The 16990-nt window shown below is 72.4% G+C and carries 9 protein-coding genes; 2 read left to right on the forward strand and 7 right to left on the reverse strand.

Annotated elements, in window-relative coordinates:
• Positions 1-10: 10 nt before the first annotated feature.
• The 5 genes from ABZ860_RS34695 to ABZ860_RS34715 form a co-directional block, all read right to left on the reverse strand.
• Positions 11-667 carry a response regulator transcription factor gene (locus ABZ860_RS34695; RefSeq protein WP_357228588.1) on the reverse strand — a complete coding sequence of 219 codons (657 nt, stop codon included), beginning with the start codon at positions 665-667 and terminating at the stop codon, positions 11-13.
• Positions 664-1842, reverse strand: a complete 1179-nt coding sequence (locus ABZ860_RS34700) for a histidine kinase (RefSeq protein ID WP_357228590.1) — start codon at positions 1840-1842, stop codon at positions 664-666. The genes ABZ860_RS34695 and ABZ860_RS34700 overlap by 4 nt, the downstream gene beginning before the upstream one ends.
• 203 nt (positions 1843-2045) lie before the next feature.
• A complete protein-coding gene (locus ABZ860_RS34705) occupies positions 2046-7568 on the reverse strand; it encodes a ThuA domain-containing protein (protein WP_357228593.1) in 5523 nt (1840 codons plus the stop codon).
• A gap of 241 nt (positions 7569-7809) precedes the next feature.
• Entirely contained in the window at positions 7810-10536 is a 2727-nt protein-coding gene (locus ABZ860_RS34710; RefSeq protein WP_357228596.1) for a hypothetical protein, read from the reverse strand.
• On the reverse strand, positions 10533-12368 hold the full coding sequence (locus tag ABZ860_RS34715) for an HSP90 family protein (RefSeq protein WP_357228599.1): 1836 nt from the start codon (positions 12366-12368) through the stop codon (positions 10533-10535). Before ABZ860_RS34715 ends, ABZ860_RS34710 begins: the two co-directional genes overlap by 4 nt.
• Positions 12369-12504: 136 nt before the next feature.
• Between ABZ860_RS34715 and ABZ860_RS34720 the strand changes: the two genes are divergently transcribed.
• Both ABZ860_RS34720 and ABZ860_RS34725 read left to right on the forward strand, forming a co-directional pair.
• The gene (locus ABZ860_RS34720) at positions 12505-14151 is read left to right on the forward strand and encodes a GMC oxidoreductase (RefSeq protein ID WP_357228601.1); all 1647 of its coding nucleotides are present in this window, start codon (positions 12505-12507) and stop codon (positions 14149-14151) included.
• Positions 14152-14160: 9 nt separating this feature from the next.
• Positions 14161-14952, forward strand: coding sequence for a DUF2071 domain-containing protein (locus tag ABZ860_RS34725; protein ID WP_357228603.1), 792 nt, complete (start codon positions 14161-14163; stop codon positions 14950-14952).
• On the opposite strand, the gene pdhA is transcribed toward ABZ860_RS34725, so the two are convergent.
• On the reverse strand, positions 14919-16004 hold the full coding sequence (gene pdhA, locus ABZ860_RS34730; protein WP_357228606.1) for a pyruvate dehydrogenase (acetyl-transferring) E1 component subunit alpha: 1086 nt from the start codon (positions 16002-16004) through the stop codon (positions 14919-14921). The genes ABZ860_RS34725 and pdhA overlap by 34 nt on opposite strands.
• A 175-nt stretch (positions 16005-16179) precedes the next feature.
• Positions 16180-16791, reverse strand: a complete 612-nt coding sequence (locus tag ABZ860_RS34735; protein WP_357228608.1) for a helix-turn-helix domain-containing protein — start codon at positions 16789-16791, stop codon at positions 16180-16182.
• Between the last annotated feature and the right edge of the window lie 199 nt (positions 16792-16990).

Genomic DNA, 16990 nt, shown 5'->3' on the forward strand with positions numbered 1-16990 from the left:
CCAAGAGACCTCAACCGCCGGGCCGCACCAGGCCGCTCTCGTAGGCCAGGATCACGAGCTGGACGCGGTCGCGGACGTCCAGCTTGGCGATGGCCCTGGCGACGTGGGTCTTGGCGGTCAGCGGGCTGATGACGAGGCGCTCGGCGATCTCGCCGTTGGACAGGCCGAGCGCGACGAGCCGCACCACTTCCCGCTCGCGGACGGTGAGGGAGGCCATCCGCTCCCCGGCGTCGGGCGCGAGGTCCTGCCGCCGTGCGAACCGCTCGATGACGCGGCGGGTGACCCCGGGGGACAGCAGCGCGTCCCCGGCGGCCACGGCGGACACCGCGCGCCGCAGCTCGGCCGGTTCGACGTCCTTGGTCAGGAAACCGCTGGCTCCGGCGCGCAGCGCGGCGAAGACGTGCTCGTCGGTGTCGAAGGTCGTGAGGATGACGACCCGGCAGTCCTGACCCGTGACGATGCTCCGGGTGGCCGTGATGCCGTCCGTTCCCGGCATGCGGATGTCCATGAGGACGACGTCGGGGCGGGCGCTCGCGGCCAGCCGTACGGCCTCGGCGCCGTCGGCGGCCTCCCCGACGACGGCGACGTCCCGCGAGCGGGCCAGCAGGCTGCGGAAGCCCGCCCGTACGAGTGCCTGGTCGTCGGCGAGGAGCACTCTGATCGTCACTCCGGAGAGCCTGCCACAGGGATCTCGGCCCGCACGGCGAATCCTCGCGCCGCAGGACCGGCGGTGAGCGTCCCGCCGAGGGCGCGCACCCGCTCGCGCATGCCGGTGATGCCGTTCCCCTCCGCGACGCCGCCGCCGGACGAGTCGCCCTTGCCGTTGTCGGTGATCTCGACGGTGACCGAACGCGCGTGGCGGCCGACCGCCACCTCGGCCATGGTCGCCCCCGAGTGCCTGAGCGTGTTGGCCAGGGCCTCCTGCACGACGCGGTGGACGGCGACGGAGGCGGGGGCGGGGATCGTCGAGAGATCCCCGTGTTCATGCAGGGTGACGTCGAGCCCGGCCGCGCGGGCGCCGGCGACGAGCGCGCCGAGCGATGACACGTCGGGCTGGGGCTCGGTGCCGGCGGGACCCTCCCGCAGGACGGTGATGAGCGAGTCGAGGTCCTTCATCGCCCGGTTCCTGACGTCCTGGGCCAGGCGCAGCGCGGCGGCGGCCTCGGCGGGCTCCTCCCGCAGGGTGTCGGCGGCGACGTTGAGGTGGACGCCGACGACGGCCAGCGTGTGGGCGACGATGTCGTGCACCTCGCGCGCGACGCTCAGGCGTTCCTCCGCGGCGCGGGCGCGATATTCGGCCTCGCGCAGCAGGTCGCCCCGGCGCTGTGAGGCGGCGTAGGCGAGGCCCGCGGCGACGAGGGCCGCGAGCAGCAGCCCCTCGCCGAAGGTGTGGATGAGGTAGCGGACGAGGTTCCTGTCGATGATCATCCGGGCGTCGACGGCGGAGTAGACGAGCTCGGCGACGCCGACGACGACCACCCAGCGCACGCGGGAGGTGCCGGCGGCGGTGAAGTACGCCGCCGCCACCGGCCAGATCCACCCGGCGGGAGAGAAATGCGCCAGGTGGTAGGCGAAGACGGCGGCGACCGACAGCAGCAGCACGGTCATCGGCCATCGACGCCGGACAAGTAGGAGCGCGCCGAGGAACAGCGCGAGGGGAATCTGGCCGTCCCAGGGGTTGTGCACGCCCGTGGCGAGGGCGACGGCGACGAAGAGGACCACGGTGAGAACGGCGAACGCGAGGTCGGCGATCCAGCCGGTGTGACGGGTGGATGAGCGCGCGGATGAGCGGGCGGACGGGCCGGCGGGGGCGGCTGCGGACAGCGCGTGCGGTGCGGCCATGCGGGGCCTTTCCTGGGGAATCGATGGCTGACGACGCCACGCTAGGGCGGGACGCGTCCGCGTCGCGTCGTCCGGCCACAGGCACCCCGGGCCTGCTCCCTCCGCCGTACGGCTACTCCACCGGGAGTATGAAAGGAGGCGGGTGCCCCGCGACTCGCGTCACGGGGCACCCGGGTGAATCAGATGGGTGAATCAGCAGGGCGTCAGCCCTTCGGCGTGCCGCCGTGCTGGACGATCAGCGCGTCGGCGTCCCGCAGGAGTGTGGCGCGGACCTGGGCGTCGGTCACGACCTTCTTGTCGTCGACGGTCTTCTTGAACTTCTCGAGCTCCTTGACGATCTTGTCGTCCCTGTCCTTGCCCTTGTCGTCCTTGTCCTCGGCCTTGCGCACGCCGTCGAGCGACGTGTGCAGCTTGTCGGCGTTCCTGCCGGTCAGCTTCCCTGCGGCCTCGAAACGGTCGATCAGAGCGGTGATGTCGTCCGTCGAGGTGACGACGGAGAACTTCACCGTCTGAACGGTCCGGTTGCCCGCCTTGTTGACGGCGGTGACGGTCAGCGTGTGCTCGCCCAGGGCCAGCTCGTAAAGCGCCTGGACCGTGCCCGCCGTGAACGGCTTGCCGTCCAGCGTGCCGGTGACCGTCTTGACGCCGGAGCCGTTGTCGACGGCCGTCCAGCCGATCCGCAGGTCCTGGCCGTCGCCGTACTTCTGCCCGCCGGCCACCCCGGAGACCGCGACGGTCGGGGCCTTCGTGTCGATCCTGACCGTCACGGCCTTGATCTCCTCGACGTTGCCGGCCTTGTCGGCCGAGCGGTAGCGCAGCTCGTGCTGCCCCTCGCCCGCGACGTCGACCGTCGTGGTGTACGCCGTCCAGGCGCCGCCGTCCATCGAGTACTCGGTCTTCGCCACGCCGGACGTGCCGTCCGTCGCGGCCAGGGTCACCGGGACCGCGCCGTTGTGCCAGCCGTCGTCGTTCGCCGGGGCGAACGACGCGGTGGTCATCGGCGCCGTCGCGTCCACCTTGACCGCGAGGGTCTTGGCGTCCTCGACGTTGCCCGCCTTGTCCGCGGAGCGGTAGGCCAGCGTGTGCGAGCCGTCGCCCGAGACCACGACCGCCTCGGTGTAGGCGGCCCACTGGCCGTCGTCCACCTTGTATTCGGTCGTGTCGACCCCGGAGCCCTCGTCGGAGGCCTGAAGGGTGACCGAGATCGGCCCGGTGAACCAGCCGCTCGCCGGCTCCGCCGGGTCGAGGGTGGCCGTCGTCACCGGCGCCTTGGCGTCCTTCGGGGCGCGGACGAGCGTGAAGTCGTCCACGTCGAAGTCGGCCCCGGTGAACACCAGGTAGAGCTTCACGCTCCCGGAGGGGACGTTCGTGAGCGCCGTGGAGACGTCCGCGTACGACTCCCATCCGCCGGTGTTCGGGACGGTGACGCTGCCGAGCACGGGGCCGGTCGGGGAGCCGGTCCGGATCTCGAAGCCGCCGCTCGGGTTGGGCGAGGCCACCCGGGCCGTGAACCGGGTCACGCCGGTGAGGTCCACGCCGTCGTACGCCGCCCAGTCGCCGGGGTTGACGTAGCCGAGCACGGTGCCGCCGTGCGCGGGGGCATGGGGGTAGGTGTCGACGCCCTTCGCCTCCGTCCAGCTCTCGGCCTGGACGGTGACGTCGCCCTCCGCCGGGCCGAGCTCCTTGATGCGGATGTTCCGGAACGCCACCTCGTCGCCGTCGCCGTGGTTCTGGATGCCCACGTAGCCCTGCTGCAGGGACCGCTTCGGGTCGGTGTTGACGAAGTCGTTGATCTTCACGCCGTTCAGGAAGATCTGCAGGCGCTCACCCTCCACCCGGAGCTCGTAGGTGTTCCACTGCCCCGGCGGGTTGAGCGCGGCGTCCCTGGCCTTGAGGTCCGCCGACTGGAAGCCGTAGACCGACCCGGTCGTCTTCTCGGGAACGTCCGTGGCGTCGATCTGGATCTCGTAGCCGTTGTCGACCGCCGACCACGGGTCGTCCGAGGCGGGGAAGCCGACGAACACGCCCGCGTTGTCGTCGCCGCGCATCCTCCAGTCCAGCTTGAGCGAGTAGGAGTGGAACTCCTTCGCCTTGTACCAGAACAGCCCCAGGCCGCCGTGCGAGGTCAGGGTGCCGTCGGCGTTGGTGAAGCCGCCGGGCCCGGCCTGCTGCCAGCCGGTGGTGCTGCCGTTATAGAGCGTCGTGTAGCCGGTCTCGGGACGGCAGTCGGCCTTGAGGTCGCCCATGGCGTACCTGATGCCGCCGAGCAGGTGCTGCCGGAACTCCGGCTCGGAGAAGGAGGAGGCCGTGTGCCCGCCGCCCGTGTAGAACGACCGGCCGCCCTGGTACTCCTTGCACCACGCGATCGGGTGGTCCTCTCCCATCTTGCCGCCGGAGTACGACTTCTCGTCCAGCGAGGCCAGCACGTGGGCGGTGGTGCGGGCGTTGGAGCGGTAGTCGTACCACTCGTCGGTGCGGGTCCACGCCGGCCCGAGGTGGGCGGTCGCCGGGTGGGCCCGGTCCTCCACCTTCACGGTCGCCTGCTGGACGGCCGGATGCGAGGCGAACCACGCCCCGACCAGGCCGCCGTAGAACGGCCAGTCATACTCCGTGTCGGCCGCCGCGTGGATGCCGACGTAGCCGCCGCCCGCCTTGACGTACGACTCGAAGGCCGCCTGCTGGGCGTCGTTCAGCACGTCGCCCGTGGTGCTGAGGAACACCACGGCCTTGTACTTCGCCAGGTTCTGAGTGGTGAAGGCGGCCGGGTCCTCGGTCGCGGTGACCGTGAAGCCCAGGTCCTTGATGGCCTGGATGCCGGCCGGGATCGAGTCGTGCCGGAAGCCGGCCGTACGCGAGAAGACCAGAACCTCGCCCTCGCCGCTGCCCGGGGTCGTCGAGGTCGTCCACTTCTGCGCGTTGCCGCCGTCACAGGTCTTGATGACCATCTGCCCGGTGTTCGAGCCGTCGAGGCACTTGCCGGACTGCGGATTCCTGATCGTGCCGTCCGTCCCGATCGTCCAGACCTGCGCGCCGACGCCGGCGACGCAGTCCCAGATCTGCACCCGCGTGCCGTCGGCGGTGCCGCCGTTGGACACGTCGAGGCACTTGCCGAGCGAGCGGAGGGTGGAGCCGCTGACCGTCCAGACCTGCGCCCCGGTGTCGTTGCACTGGTAGAGCTGCACGTTGGTGCCGTTGGCCGGGTTGGCGCCCGCGACGTCGAGGCACATGCCGCCGGCGTTGACGATCGGTCCAGGGCTTCCGCCCGCGGGCCGCTCGGCCGTCAGCGTGAAGTCGTCCACGTCGAACAGCGCGCCGTCGTTGCCCTTGAAGAACAGGTAGAGCTCGGTCGTTCCGGCCGGGGCGTTCGACAGCGGCGCGGAGACGTCGGTGAAGGTCTCCCAGCCTCCGGTGACGGGCACGCTCACCTTGCCCAGCAGGATGCCGCTCGGAGAGCCCGCGCGGACCTCGATGGTGCCGCCCTTCCCGCCGGAGGAGACGCGGGCGGCGATCCCCTTGGCCTTGCTCAGCTCGTAGGGCTTGAAGGAGATCCAGTCGCCGTTGTTGATGTCACCGACGGTCTTGCCGCCGTGCGCCTGCGACTTGCTGATCGGGTTGACGCCCGAGGAGGCCGAGTAGTGCTCCGCCTGCCGGTGCCGGGGCTGCAGGATGTGCTGGGCGTGGGTGGTGAGCCCGCCCTTGTCGGTGTATTCGGCGTCGAACACCGCGAAGATGTTCGCCGCGTCGTCGTGCTCGCCGTCGACGGGGATGGTCAGCTCGCCCGAGCAGCCGTTCTTCGAGCTGATCTGGTGGCCGTGGCTGTCGTGGCCGAGCACGTAGGTCATCTTGACCTTCGCGCAGTCGACGTCGCCGTCCTCGGGGTCGGTGACCTTGATCGTGAAGGGGACCGAGTCGCCCCACTGGAACAGGCTGCCCGCGACGGGCGTCTCGATGGTCACGGTCGGCGCGGTGTTGCCCGCCGTGACGACCACGCTCGCGCTGCCGCTGTTGCCCGCGGGGTCGCGCACCGTGAGCGTCGCGGTGTACGTGCCGTCCTTGTCGTAGGTCTTGACCGGGTTCGCCTCGGTGGAGGTCGTGCCGTCGCCGAAGTCCCAGGCGTAGGTGAGCGTGGCGCCCTCGGGGTCGGCGGAGCCGGCCGAGGAGAACGTGACCGTGAGAGGCGTCTTGCCCGAGGTCTTGTCGGCCTTGGCGACGGCGATGGGGGAGCGGTCACGGCCCTTGATGTACTCGAAGCGATACAGCGCCGAGTTGGCGTCGCCGTTGAAGTAGCCGGTGCCGTAGTCGAGCACGTACAGCGCGCCGTCCGGGCCGAACGCCAGGTCCATCACCTGCGTGCCGGTCCACGGGAAGTCGGCGATGTCGCCGCGCGTCCCGTCGGCCCCCACGTCGATCGCCTTGATCCACCTACGGCCGAACTCGCCGGCGAACAGGTGGCCGTCCAGGTCCTGGGGGAACTTGACCGCGGAGTTCAGGGCCGCGTCGTAGTGGTAGACCGGGCCGCCCATGGGCGACTCGGAACCGCCGCCGAACTCGGGCGGGGACCCGGCGTCGCCGCCGTACCTGATCCACGCGGGCTGGGCGGGCGGCAGCGTGCGCTGCCCGGTGTTGCGGAAGGAGCCGTTGACCGGGCCGCCGGCGCAGTCGTACTTCGCCCCGGAGGGGCCGGAGGGGAAGGTGAACGCGTTGTAGGTCTCGACCGGCGTGTTGGTGCCCGTGCAGTAGGGCCAGCCGTAGTTGCCCGGGCGGGTGACCCGGTTGAACTCGACCTGGCCGCTCGGCCCCCGGTTGGGGTCGGTGCTGCCGGCGTCGGGGCCGTAGTCGCCCACGTAGACGACACCGGTGGCCTTGTCGACGCTCAGCCGGAACGGGTTGCGGAAGCCCATCGCGTAGATCTCGGGCCGGGTGTCCGGGGTGCCCGGAGGGAACAGGTTGCCCTCGGGGACGTCGTAGGTCCCGTCCGGCTTGACCTTGATGCGCAGGATCTTGCCGCGCAGGTCGTTGGTGTTGCCGGCGCTGCGCTGGGCGTCGTACGCCGGGTTGCGGTCGGGCCGCTCGTCGATCGGGGCGTAGCCCGACGAGTCGAAGGGGTTGCTGTCGTCGCCGGTCGAGAGATAGAGGTTGCCGGCGGCGTCGAAGTCCATGTCGCCGCCGACGTGGCAGCAGATCCCGCGGTCGGCAGGCACATCGAGGATCTTGACCTCGCTGTCCTTGTCCAGCGTCCAGTCGGGCTTGACGGTGAACCTGGACAGCCGGTTCACGCCCTTCCAGGCCGAGAAGTCGGACGCGGTGGCCGGGGCGTCGCCGTCGGGGGTGTTGAGCCGGGGAGCGTAGTAGAGGTAGATGAACCGGTTGGTCGCGAAGCCCGGATCGGCGGCGACTCCCTGGAGCCCCTCCTCGTCGTGGGTGTAGACGTTCAGCGTGCCGACCACGGTCGTGTCGCCGCGCGCGTCGGTGCGCCGCAGGACGCCCTCGCGAGCGGTGTGCAGCACCGACAGGTCGGGCAGCACGGTCATCGTCATCGGCTCGCCCATCTCGGCGACACCCCTGGCCAGCTCCACGCGCTGGTAGTCGGCGGCGTCGACGGGCGCCGCGTGCGCCTGCGCGGGCGCGGCCGGGGTGAGCACGGTCAGGCCCGTGAAGGCCAGGAGTAAGGCGCAGGTCTGCGCGATCCGTTTTCTGGCGCGATCGGTCGGCCGCCTGGGGGGCATGGCGGAGCTTCCTTTCCTTCGGTGCGGTGCGGGCCGGCGCACGGTCGCTGGCACGCGTTCGCTTCACGAACCAGCCGCGGCAGCGGTGATTCGCCCCGAAGGTAAGCGCCTTTCGAAGAGTTGTGAAGATAGTTCTCGCGAAACGACAAAACTTTTGCCGGGTTGTGACGAAAGTCCGCTGAGGCGAGGGCATGCTACCGCTCAGGCCCGGCGGTGTCCCGCCGTGGCCGTCACCTGGGGTCTACTCCTCGCCCTCGCCCCTGACTTCGTCCTCGCTCTCGTCCTGGCTCTCGTCATCGTCGAAGTCGAACGAGTCGAAGCCGTCGTCGAGCATCGCGTCGAGTTGCCGGCGCGTCTCGGCGAGCTCGGCCGCGACCTCCTCCGACGGCTCGGCGGCAGCGAGGGACTCCAGCTCCGCCAGCACGGCCCGCATCGCGGTGACGCCCGGCGGCTCCGTGTCCCCGTCCTCCGTGTCGCCGTCCTCCGTGTCCCCGTTCTCCGTGGTGTCCTCGCCCGTCCAGTCCATCAGCCAGGCGGCGGCCCGCAGGCACCGCACCCGCGGGACGACCATGCCGAGGTCGGCCCACAGCCGTGCCGCGCGCTGGAAGGCGGGCAGCGCCTCGTCCGCCCTCCCGGCGAACTGCAGCGCCTCGGCGGCCGACCAGGCCAGCTCCGCGTGCAGTTCCTTCGCGCCGGGGTCGTCCTGCACGAGCCGCGCGGCCATGACGAACTGCTCGGCGGCCTCCCGGTGCCGGCCCAGCTCGGCCAGCGACCGGCCGTACTGCGCCCGCGTCCGCGCGACGGCCTCCCCGTCGTACGGGACCTCGACGCGCGGCATGACCTCCTCGAACAACGCGGCGGCCTCGCCGTGCCGGCCGAGGAGGTGATAGGCGCGGGCGGCGGCGAAGGTGTTGTGCAGCGTGTCCGGCTCGGAAAGGCCGTCCCACCGCGAGGCCGCGGCGAGCGCCGCCCCCACCACGTCGAGTTCGCGGCCGGGCTGCCGGGTGAGCGCCTCGACGAGCAGGGAGCTCAGTCCCGCCGCCTCGTCGGCGGGCAGCAGGTCCGCGCCGTAGTCCAGGGCCGTCGACACGTAGTCCTCGGCGCTCTTCGGATCCCCCCGGTCGAGGGCGATCTGGCCGAGCATGCCCGCGGGCCGCGCGGCGTGCCACGGCATGCCCGCGTCGCGAAAGCGGTTCAGCGCGGACGCCAGATGCGTGCGCGCGGTCTCGATGTCGCCGAGCAGGAGGAAGATCCGGGCCAGCATGTCGTGGTAACTGCCGGCCCGGCCGGTCCCGCCCAGCTCCTCCGCCGCGGACAGCTCCGCCTCCACCCGGGCGCGCGCCGCCAGGATGCCGGTCTCGGCCGGCCCGTCCGGCCCGGCGAGCGTGCTCACCGCGACGTACGCCCCGGCCCTGCGGGCCGCCAGGTACTCCCCGGCGTCGAGCGTCCCCTGGGCGTACGCGGCGGCGGCCTCGGCGGTGACGGTCTCCGCGAGACACTCGCCGCCGGCCCGGTCGCCCGCGTAGGCCAGGGCGACGGCCGCCGCGGCGCGCGCCTCGAGCGCGTGGGCCCGGTCGCCGAGCCGCTCGAAGCGTTCCGCGACCGCCAGGAGCCGCGGGTGCGCGGCGGAGGGGTCCCGCTCCATCGCCGTCGCCGCCCTCCTGAGCTCGACCTGCGCGGCCACCGGCTCGGGCAGGTCGCCCCCGGCGGCGCCGACCCGTTCCCACGCCTCGTCCGCGTGCGGGTGGCGCAGCGCGGACAGCCGCCGTGCCTCGGCGACGAGGTCCTCGATCGACGCCGGCGCGGCCGACGCCGGTGCGGGGGACGCCTGCGCCGGGCGGGGCGGGACAGAGCCTGCGGCCCCCGCCGGTCGCGGCAGTCGTACGGGGGAGCCCAGCGGCAGCCGATCGAGCAGCGGCTCCCGGCTCAGCCGCGCCGCCACCCGCTCGCTCATGACGCGGGTGCCGTTGCGGGCGTCGTAACGGGCGCAGATGTCGCCGATCTCCCGCTCCAGGTCGCCGAGCGCGGCCCCCGCCGTACGGTCGCCCACCGGCAGGTCGTCGTGCCCGAGCGCGGACAGGCGGCGCAGCAGCACGGCGGCGCCGCAGACGAAGCCGAGCCGCCGCGAGACCTCCTCGCCCTGGGGGGTGAGCCAGGCGACGTGCTCGGTGAGGATCTCCAGGCCGCGCGCCTCGTTGCCGGTCAGCGCGCAGAACTCGATGTGCTGCCCCACCGCCTCGCGCAGGGAGAGCGTGCGCCGGGCCAGGCGATACCCCTTCAGGTGGGCGCCGCGGGCGTCGTCGACGCGGCCCGTCCGCAGCAGGGGGAGCAGGGCCTGCCCGAGCACCCGGTGGGGCTCCTCGGCGCAGGTCAGCTCGCCGTCGAGCAGCGGCGCCCAGAACTCCAGCGCGCCCTCGTCGTCGCCCGCGGCCTCCCGCCACGTGCCCCACCCGTTGTGCTCGCAGGCGTCGCAGTCGGCCATCATGTCGTCGGGCGCGGCGATGGACGCCTCCATCGCGGCGGCGGCCGTCTCGAAGTCGCCGGTCTCCTGCGCCAGCAGCGAGCGCAGCGCGAGCACCGGGCGTGCGCTGTAGCCGCGCTCCCGATAACGGCTCTGCAGCTCGTGGAGCCACCGGTGGGTCGTCTCCAGCGGCACGGCGGGATTGTTGACCAGGCTGTGCGTCATCCACTTGAGCTGCCAGTGGATGGAGTAGGTCAGCCGGCCCAGCTCGTCCGGGTGGTCGTCGAGCAGCCGCAGGAGCCGGCCCGCCGCGACCGGCATGCGGTCGCCCTCGGCGGCGTACAGGTACGCCTCAATGAGGGCGAGCAGGACCTCGCCCTCAAGCGAGCGGTCGTCGGCCGTGCGGGCCTGCGCGGCGAGCACCTCCAGGCGCTCGGCCTTCTGCCGCCCCTCGGGCAGGGCCGCGCACTCCTCCAGGGCCGCGCGGATCTCGGCGGCGCCGCTCATCGCCCCTCTCCTTCCGGCGCTTCGACGACGCTCGCCGCGGCCCAGCCGAGCAACTGGTCGAAGGCCCGGTTGAGCAGCGAGGTGTCCATGGGCCGCAGCGGCCGGTGCGTCATCAGCAACGCCTGGCCGTACAACGCCTCGACGGCGGTGACGAGCAGCGTGCGGTCGCGGATCGTCGCCAGCCTGCGCACCACCGGGCTGCGGTGGTTGAGCACGAGCTGCGCGCGCGGCGCGGACGACTTGAGCGCGCCGAGGATCTCGGCCCACAGCTCGTCGGACTCGGCCGCGGTCTCCGCCCGGGCGCGCTCGCTGCGGGCGGCCCGCGAGTCGAGGTGGAGGGCGGACACCGACGCCGGGTAGAAGGCGCGCAGGATCACGTCGCACTCCAGCGGGTCGAGCGCCGCGCGGGCCGCGGTGAGGAAGGCGGCCATCGCCAGCTCCTCGCCGGGGTCCACCGGGTCGAGAGCCGCGGTGACCACGTCCGCGTCCAGCTCCTCGACCGTCACCCCCGGCAGGACGCCGGGAAGCGCGGCGACCAGCTCGCCGTCGTAGGTGTAGCCGCCGTTGACCACCCCGAGGCCCTGGGCCGCCGCGATGCCGGCGACCTGCCGGAACTCCTCCACCGAGGACGTGACCCGCACGACCGGGTGTTTCCTGGCGAACTCGGCGAGCGTCACCTCGCCGTCGGTGGTCTCGAACCGCAGATGGGGCAGCATGATCTCGAAGAGCTCGGAGTCGTGCCTGGCCAGCGACTTGACGCCGAGGGCGTGCACGGACAGGAACGCGGCCAGGCGGCCCGGCTCCTGCGCGGCCAGGCCGGTCAGCCAGTCGCGCAGCCGGGCGCCCAGGGCCTCGCGGACCGCGACCAGCGTCTCGTCCTCGTAGAGCCCCTCCCGCGACGCGGTGGGGCGCAGGGTGTCGGTGTCGATCACGCAGCGCGCGAAGAAGGCCCAGTCGGGCAGCAGGCCGGTGACCGCGTCGCCGAGCAGCATGCCCTTCAGGTAGACCCGGTGGCGGCCCCCGGCCGCCGGGTTGGCCGCGTTCGGCAGGATGTAGGCGGCCCCGCGTACTCCGGCCAGCTCCACGTCGAGCTCGACCACGTCGAGCGCCGCGAAGCCGAGCACCCGCTCGCCGTACGCGAGCAGCGCCGCCCGGCGCTCGGCCGCCGACCGGTAGGGGCGGTCCCATACGGGAGGGCTGTCCGTGGTGCGGACCGTCCGCCCGCCCCCCGTCACCGTCACCGCGTACGGCAGCAGCGCGCCGAAGTCGCGGGCCAGGTCGGCCACGAGGTCGGGGGCGAACCACCGCCGCGCCCCCGGCCGCGCCAGCAGGCGCACCGTGGTGCCCGGCACGACACGCTCGTCCGGCGAGAGCGTCCGCACGGTGTACGTCCCGTCGGAGGCCGCCGACCACTCGACCCCCGGGGCGTCCGGGTCGCGGGCCGACCGGGTGAGCACCTGGATCCGCTCGGCCACCGTGAAACACGCCAGCAGACCGATGCCGAACTGGCCGAGGAACTCCTGCCGGGCCCCTTCGAGGTCGTCCCGCTTGGAGGAGCGGCCGATGGTGGCGAGGAAGCGGTGCACGTCGGCCTCGGTCAGGCCGATCCCCGGGTCGTCGATCCGCAGCCCGTTGTCCTCGACGGTGATCCGGATGTCCGTCGGCGCCGCCGGATCCGCCGCCAGCCGCGCGGTGACCGCGTCCACCGCGTTCTGCAGCAGCTCGCGCAGGTACACCCGGGGGCTGGAGTAGAGGTGGTGGGACAGCAGATCGACCAGTCCGCGCAGGTCGACCTGGAAGGATCGGGCGTTCCCCGCTAAGTCGTCCGACATGCGCATGATCGTAGCGTCGCGCACCGACACGGAAGGGGCGCTCGCGGCCTTGGCAGACGGGTCCTGGGAGCGTACACCTGTTTGTAACAGGTTCTTGTTTTGTTCTGGCGAGGGGTGTCGCATGGATGCATCCTCGATGAAAACCGGTTTTCGGTTGGGCTCCCGGCCGGGACCGACGCGTCGCGGCTTCCTTGCTGCAACAGGTTTCACTGTCGGCGCGCTCGTCGCCCAGGGCCGCTGGACGGCCGCCGCGGCGGCGCCGCACCGCACGCTCGCCGACGGCGACCACGTGCCCGCGCTCGTCATCGGCAGCGGGTACGGCGGCGCGGTGGCCGCGCTGCGGCTCACGCGGGCCGGCGTGGACACCCACATCGTGGAGATGGGCCAGGCCTGGACCACCCCCGGCGCCGACGGCCGGATCTTCTGCGACATGCTGAATCCGGACGGGCGCGCCTACTGGCTGCGGACGAGGACGGCCCAGCCCGTGGGCCATCTCCTGGGGCTGCCGGTCGACCGGGGCATCGACAGACACACCGGCGTGCTCGACGCGGAGGACTTCCCCGGCGTCCGGGTCTACCAGGGGCGCGGCGTCGGCGGCGGGTCGCTCGTCAACGGCGGCATGGCCGTCGTCCCCAGGCGCGCCTACTTCGAGGAGATCCTGCCGGACGTCGACGCCGACGAGATGTACCGGACGTACTTCCCGCGCGCCACCGCCGGCCTGGGCGTGAACGAGGTCGATCCCGCCTGGTTCGAGTCCGCCGAGTGCTATCGGTTCGCCCGGGCCGGCCGCGACGCCGCACGACGCGCCGGCTTCGCCACCACGTTCGTGCCGAACGTCTACGACTTCGGATACATGGAGCAGGAGCAGGCCGGCCGGGTGCCGCGCTCCGCGCTGGCGAGCGAGGTCATCTACGGCAACAACCACGGGAAGCGGTCCCTCGACAAGACCTATCTGGCCGCGGCCGCGGCGACCGGCAGGCTCACCGTCAGCCCCCTGCACACGGTCACCGGCGTCGCCCCGGCCGCCGGCCGCGGATACCGCGTGGAGATGGTGCAGACCGACACCTCAGGCGCCACGGTCGCCACCAAGGCGGTGGTCGCGGACCGGGTGTTCTTCGCGGCCGGCAGCGTCGGCACGAGCAAGCTGCTCGTCGCGATGAGGGCCCTGGGCAGGCTGCCCGACCTGCCCGGCGCCGTCGGCGAGGGCTGGGGCAACAACGGCAACGTGATGGTCGCCAGGGCGGGCCATGTGTGGAACCCCACCGGCGCCCTGCAGTCGGGCATGCCGGTCGTCGGCATCGACAACTGGGCGTCGAGCGCGCCGGTGTTCGCGGAGATCGCGCCGTTCCCGGCCGGGGTCGAGCTGTGGATCAGCCTGTACCTCGCGATCACCAGGAACCCGAACCGGGGCCGCTTCGCGTTCGACCACACGACCGGCGCCGTCGGCCTGACCTGGCAGACCGCCCAGAACCGCCCGTCCGTCGAGGCGGCCAGAACCGTCTTCGACGCCATCAACAGGAAGGAGGGGACGGTCTACCGGTCCGACCTGTTCGGCGTCGGCAAGGTGTGGGGCGACGACCTCACCTACCACCCGCTCGGCGGCTGCGTGCTCGGCCAGGCCACCGACGCGTACGGCCGCCTGCCCGGCTACCCCGGCCTGTACGTCGTGGACGGCTCGCTGATCCCCGGCAGCACGGGCGTCAACCCGTTCGTCACGATCACCGCGCTCGCCGAACGCAACCTCGACAAGATCATCGCGACCGATCTGCGACGTCCTGGGTAGAGGCCCGGCATGGTCTCCACGCCGTCGGGACGGGTCGAGCGTCCGGTGATGCACCACCGCTGGGCCGACATCACGTTCATCCACTGGAGGTATCCGCCCGGACTCGTGCAGGCGTTCCTGCCGGACGGGCTCACCGTGGACACCTACGAGGGCTCCGCGTACGTCGGGCTCACGCCGTTCCTGATGCGGGACGTGCGGGCGCCCGGCCTGCCGCCGCTGCCGTGGCTGTCGCGCTTCCCCGAGACCAACGTGCGCACGTACGTCAGGGACGCCCGGGGGAGGGGCGGCCTGTGGTTCCTGTCGCTGGACGCCGGGAGACTGCCCGCCGTGCTGGGCGCCCGGGCCACGTATCGGCTGCCGTACTACTGGTCGGACATGTCCGTGACGGGCGAGGGGGCGAGGCGCCGCTACCGCTGCCTGCGCCGGTGGCCGGGGCCCTCCGGGGCGCGCTGCGATGCGGACGTCGACCTCGGCGCTCCGCTGACCGAGGCCGAGCGGAGTGGGCTGGCGGACTTCCTCGTCGAGCGCTACCGGCTGTTCACGGTCGTCGCGGGCCGTCTGGCGACGGCGGAGGTGGAACACCCGCGCTGGCCCCTGCACCACGCCCGGCTCGCCGAGCTGGAACAGGGACTTCTCGAAGCGGCCGGCCTTCCCGCGCCCGATCACGACCCGCTCGTGCACGCGTCTCCCGGCGTCCCCGTGCGGATCGGCATGCCGCGCCCGGTCCCCGATCAGACGGCCCTCCCGGATCACCCAGGCGCCGGTGGTCAGGCGCCGGGCTCCTCGAAGCGGTCGAGGTAGGCGGCGTACCAGGCGCGCTCCTCCTCCACCAGCGCGTGCCGGTCGGCGTAGACGTGGTCGAAGATGGCGTCCACCGGCGGGTCCGGCATGGCGATGACCCCGTTGCGCAGTTCGAGCGCCATGCGGTCGCCCTCCTCCTCGACCTCGGCGAAGAACGCCTCGTCGGCCATGCCCTCCCGCAGCAGGTAGGACCGCATGCGCGCGATCGGGTCCTTCTTCCGCCACGCGTCCACCTCCTCGGCCGGCCGGTAACGGCCCGGGTCGTCGGAGGTGGTGTGGGGGCCCATCCGGTAGGTGTGCGCCTCGATGAGGAACGGCCCGCCCCCGGAGCGTACGTGCCGCAGCGCGGCCCTCGTCACGGCGAGGCAGGCCAGCACGTCGTTGCCGTCCACCCGTACGCCAGGGAAACCGAAGGCCCCCGCGCGCTGGTAGATCGGCGCCCGGCTCTGCCGCCCGACGGGGTGGGAGATGGCCCACTGGTTGTTCTGGCAGAAGAACACCACCGGCGCGTCGAACACGGCCGCGAAGTTGAACGCCTCGCTGACGTCCCCCTCGCTCGCCGCGCCGTCGCCGAAGTAGGCCACGACGGCCGAGTCGTCGCCGTCCCTGCGGACCCCCATGGCGTACCCCACGGCGTGCAGCGTCTGGGCGCCGAGGACGATCGTGTAGAGGTGGAAGCGGGTCTCCCGGGGGTCCCAGCCGCCGTTCGTCGTGCCGCGCAGCATGCCCATGAGCGTGAGGGGAGCGATGCCCCGGCACCAGGCGACGCCGTGCTCCCGATAGGAGGGGAACACGTGGTCGTCCGGCGCCAGCGCCCGGCCCGAGCCGATCTGGGCGGCCTCCTGCCCCAGGCTCGGGATCCACATCCCCAGCTCGCCGAGGCGCTGGAGAGCGAAGGCCTCCCGGTCGATCCGGCGCACCAGGGCCATGTCGCGGTACAGCCCCCGATACTGGCTCTTCGACAGGTCCAGGTCGTACTCGGGGTGCGCGACACGCTCGCCTTCGGGCGTGAGCAACTGGATCAGATCTTCGGCCTCGTCCTGGCGCCGCACGTCGTCTCCTCTCTGACAACGGTGACCGCTGCCCGGCACGCCCGACCCCTCTTCGTCGACGGGATCGTCGGCACCGTGCGCAGCCAATCATTGCGGCTGTCGGGCACGAGGGTTCACACGACGTGCCCGCCACGCCGATGAGCTGCGGGTTTTCCCGGCCGGCGAGAGGCGGGGGTCAGCCGGCCGCGGCGGCGGGGCGCAGGCCCGAGAAGACGATCGCGAGCGTGCGGGCCCGCAACTCGGGCTCCCACCGGGTGTGCAGGGACGCCTGGCACACCCCGATCAGCAGGGCCATGACCTCCGGCACGCGCACGTCGGGACGCACGGCCCCGGCCTGCTGGGCGGTGCCGACGAGCACCTCGACGGCCTCGCGCAGGGCGAGGACCGGCTTGGCGACGGTGACCGGGATGCCGGCCTGGGCGAGCAGATCGACGACGGTCTTCTTCTCCGCCGCCTGCTCGACGGTGCGGGTGAAGAAGGTGAAGAAGGCGGTGGCGGGGTCGCCCTCGGCCGCGAGCGCCCTGGTCTCCTCGGCCAGCCTGACCGCGACCGCGTGCATGATCGCCTTGAGCAGGGACTCCTTGGTGGGAAAGTGCCGGAAGACGGTCCCGATCCCGACGCCGGCCTTCTGGGCGATCTCCTCGGTCGAGGCGGAGGGGCCCTTGGCCGCGAAGACGGCCTCGGCGGCCTCAAGGATGCGCGCACGGTTGCGCTGGGCGTCGGCGCGCAGCGCCCTGACCGGCCCTCCCGAGGCGTCCGGCTCGGGAACGCGCTGGTCGTTCGGCATCCCTCGGCTCTCCCCACGCCTCGATTGACATCCGGATTCGCCGCTTCATAGCCTGTAACCGAAGTGGAGACTCCGATTGTAGGTCACGCCGCAGCGAGGAGTGCAGATGTTCGAGAGGTTCACCGACCGTGCGCGGCGGGTTGTCGTCCTGGCCCAGGAAGAGGCCCGGATGCTCAACCACAACTACATCGGTACTGAG

It is taken from the genome of Microbispora sp. NPDC046973, from assembly GCF_040644495.1.
GTDB lineage: Bacteria > Actinomycetota > Actinomycetes > Streptosporangiales > Streptosporangiaceae > Microbispora.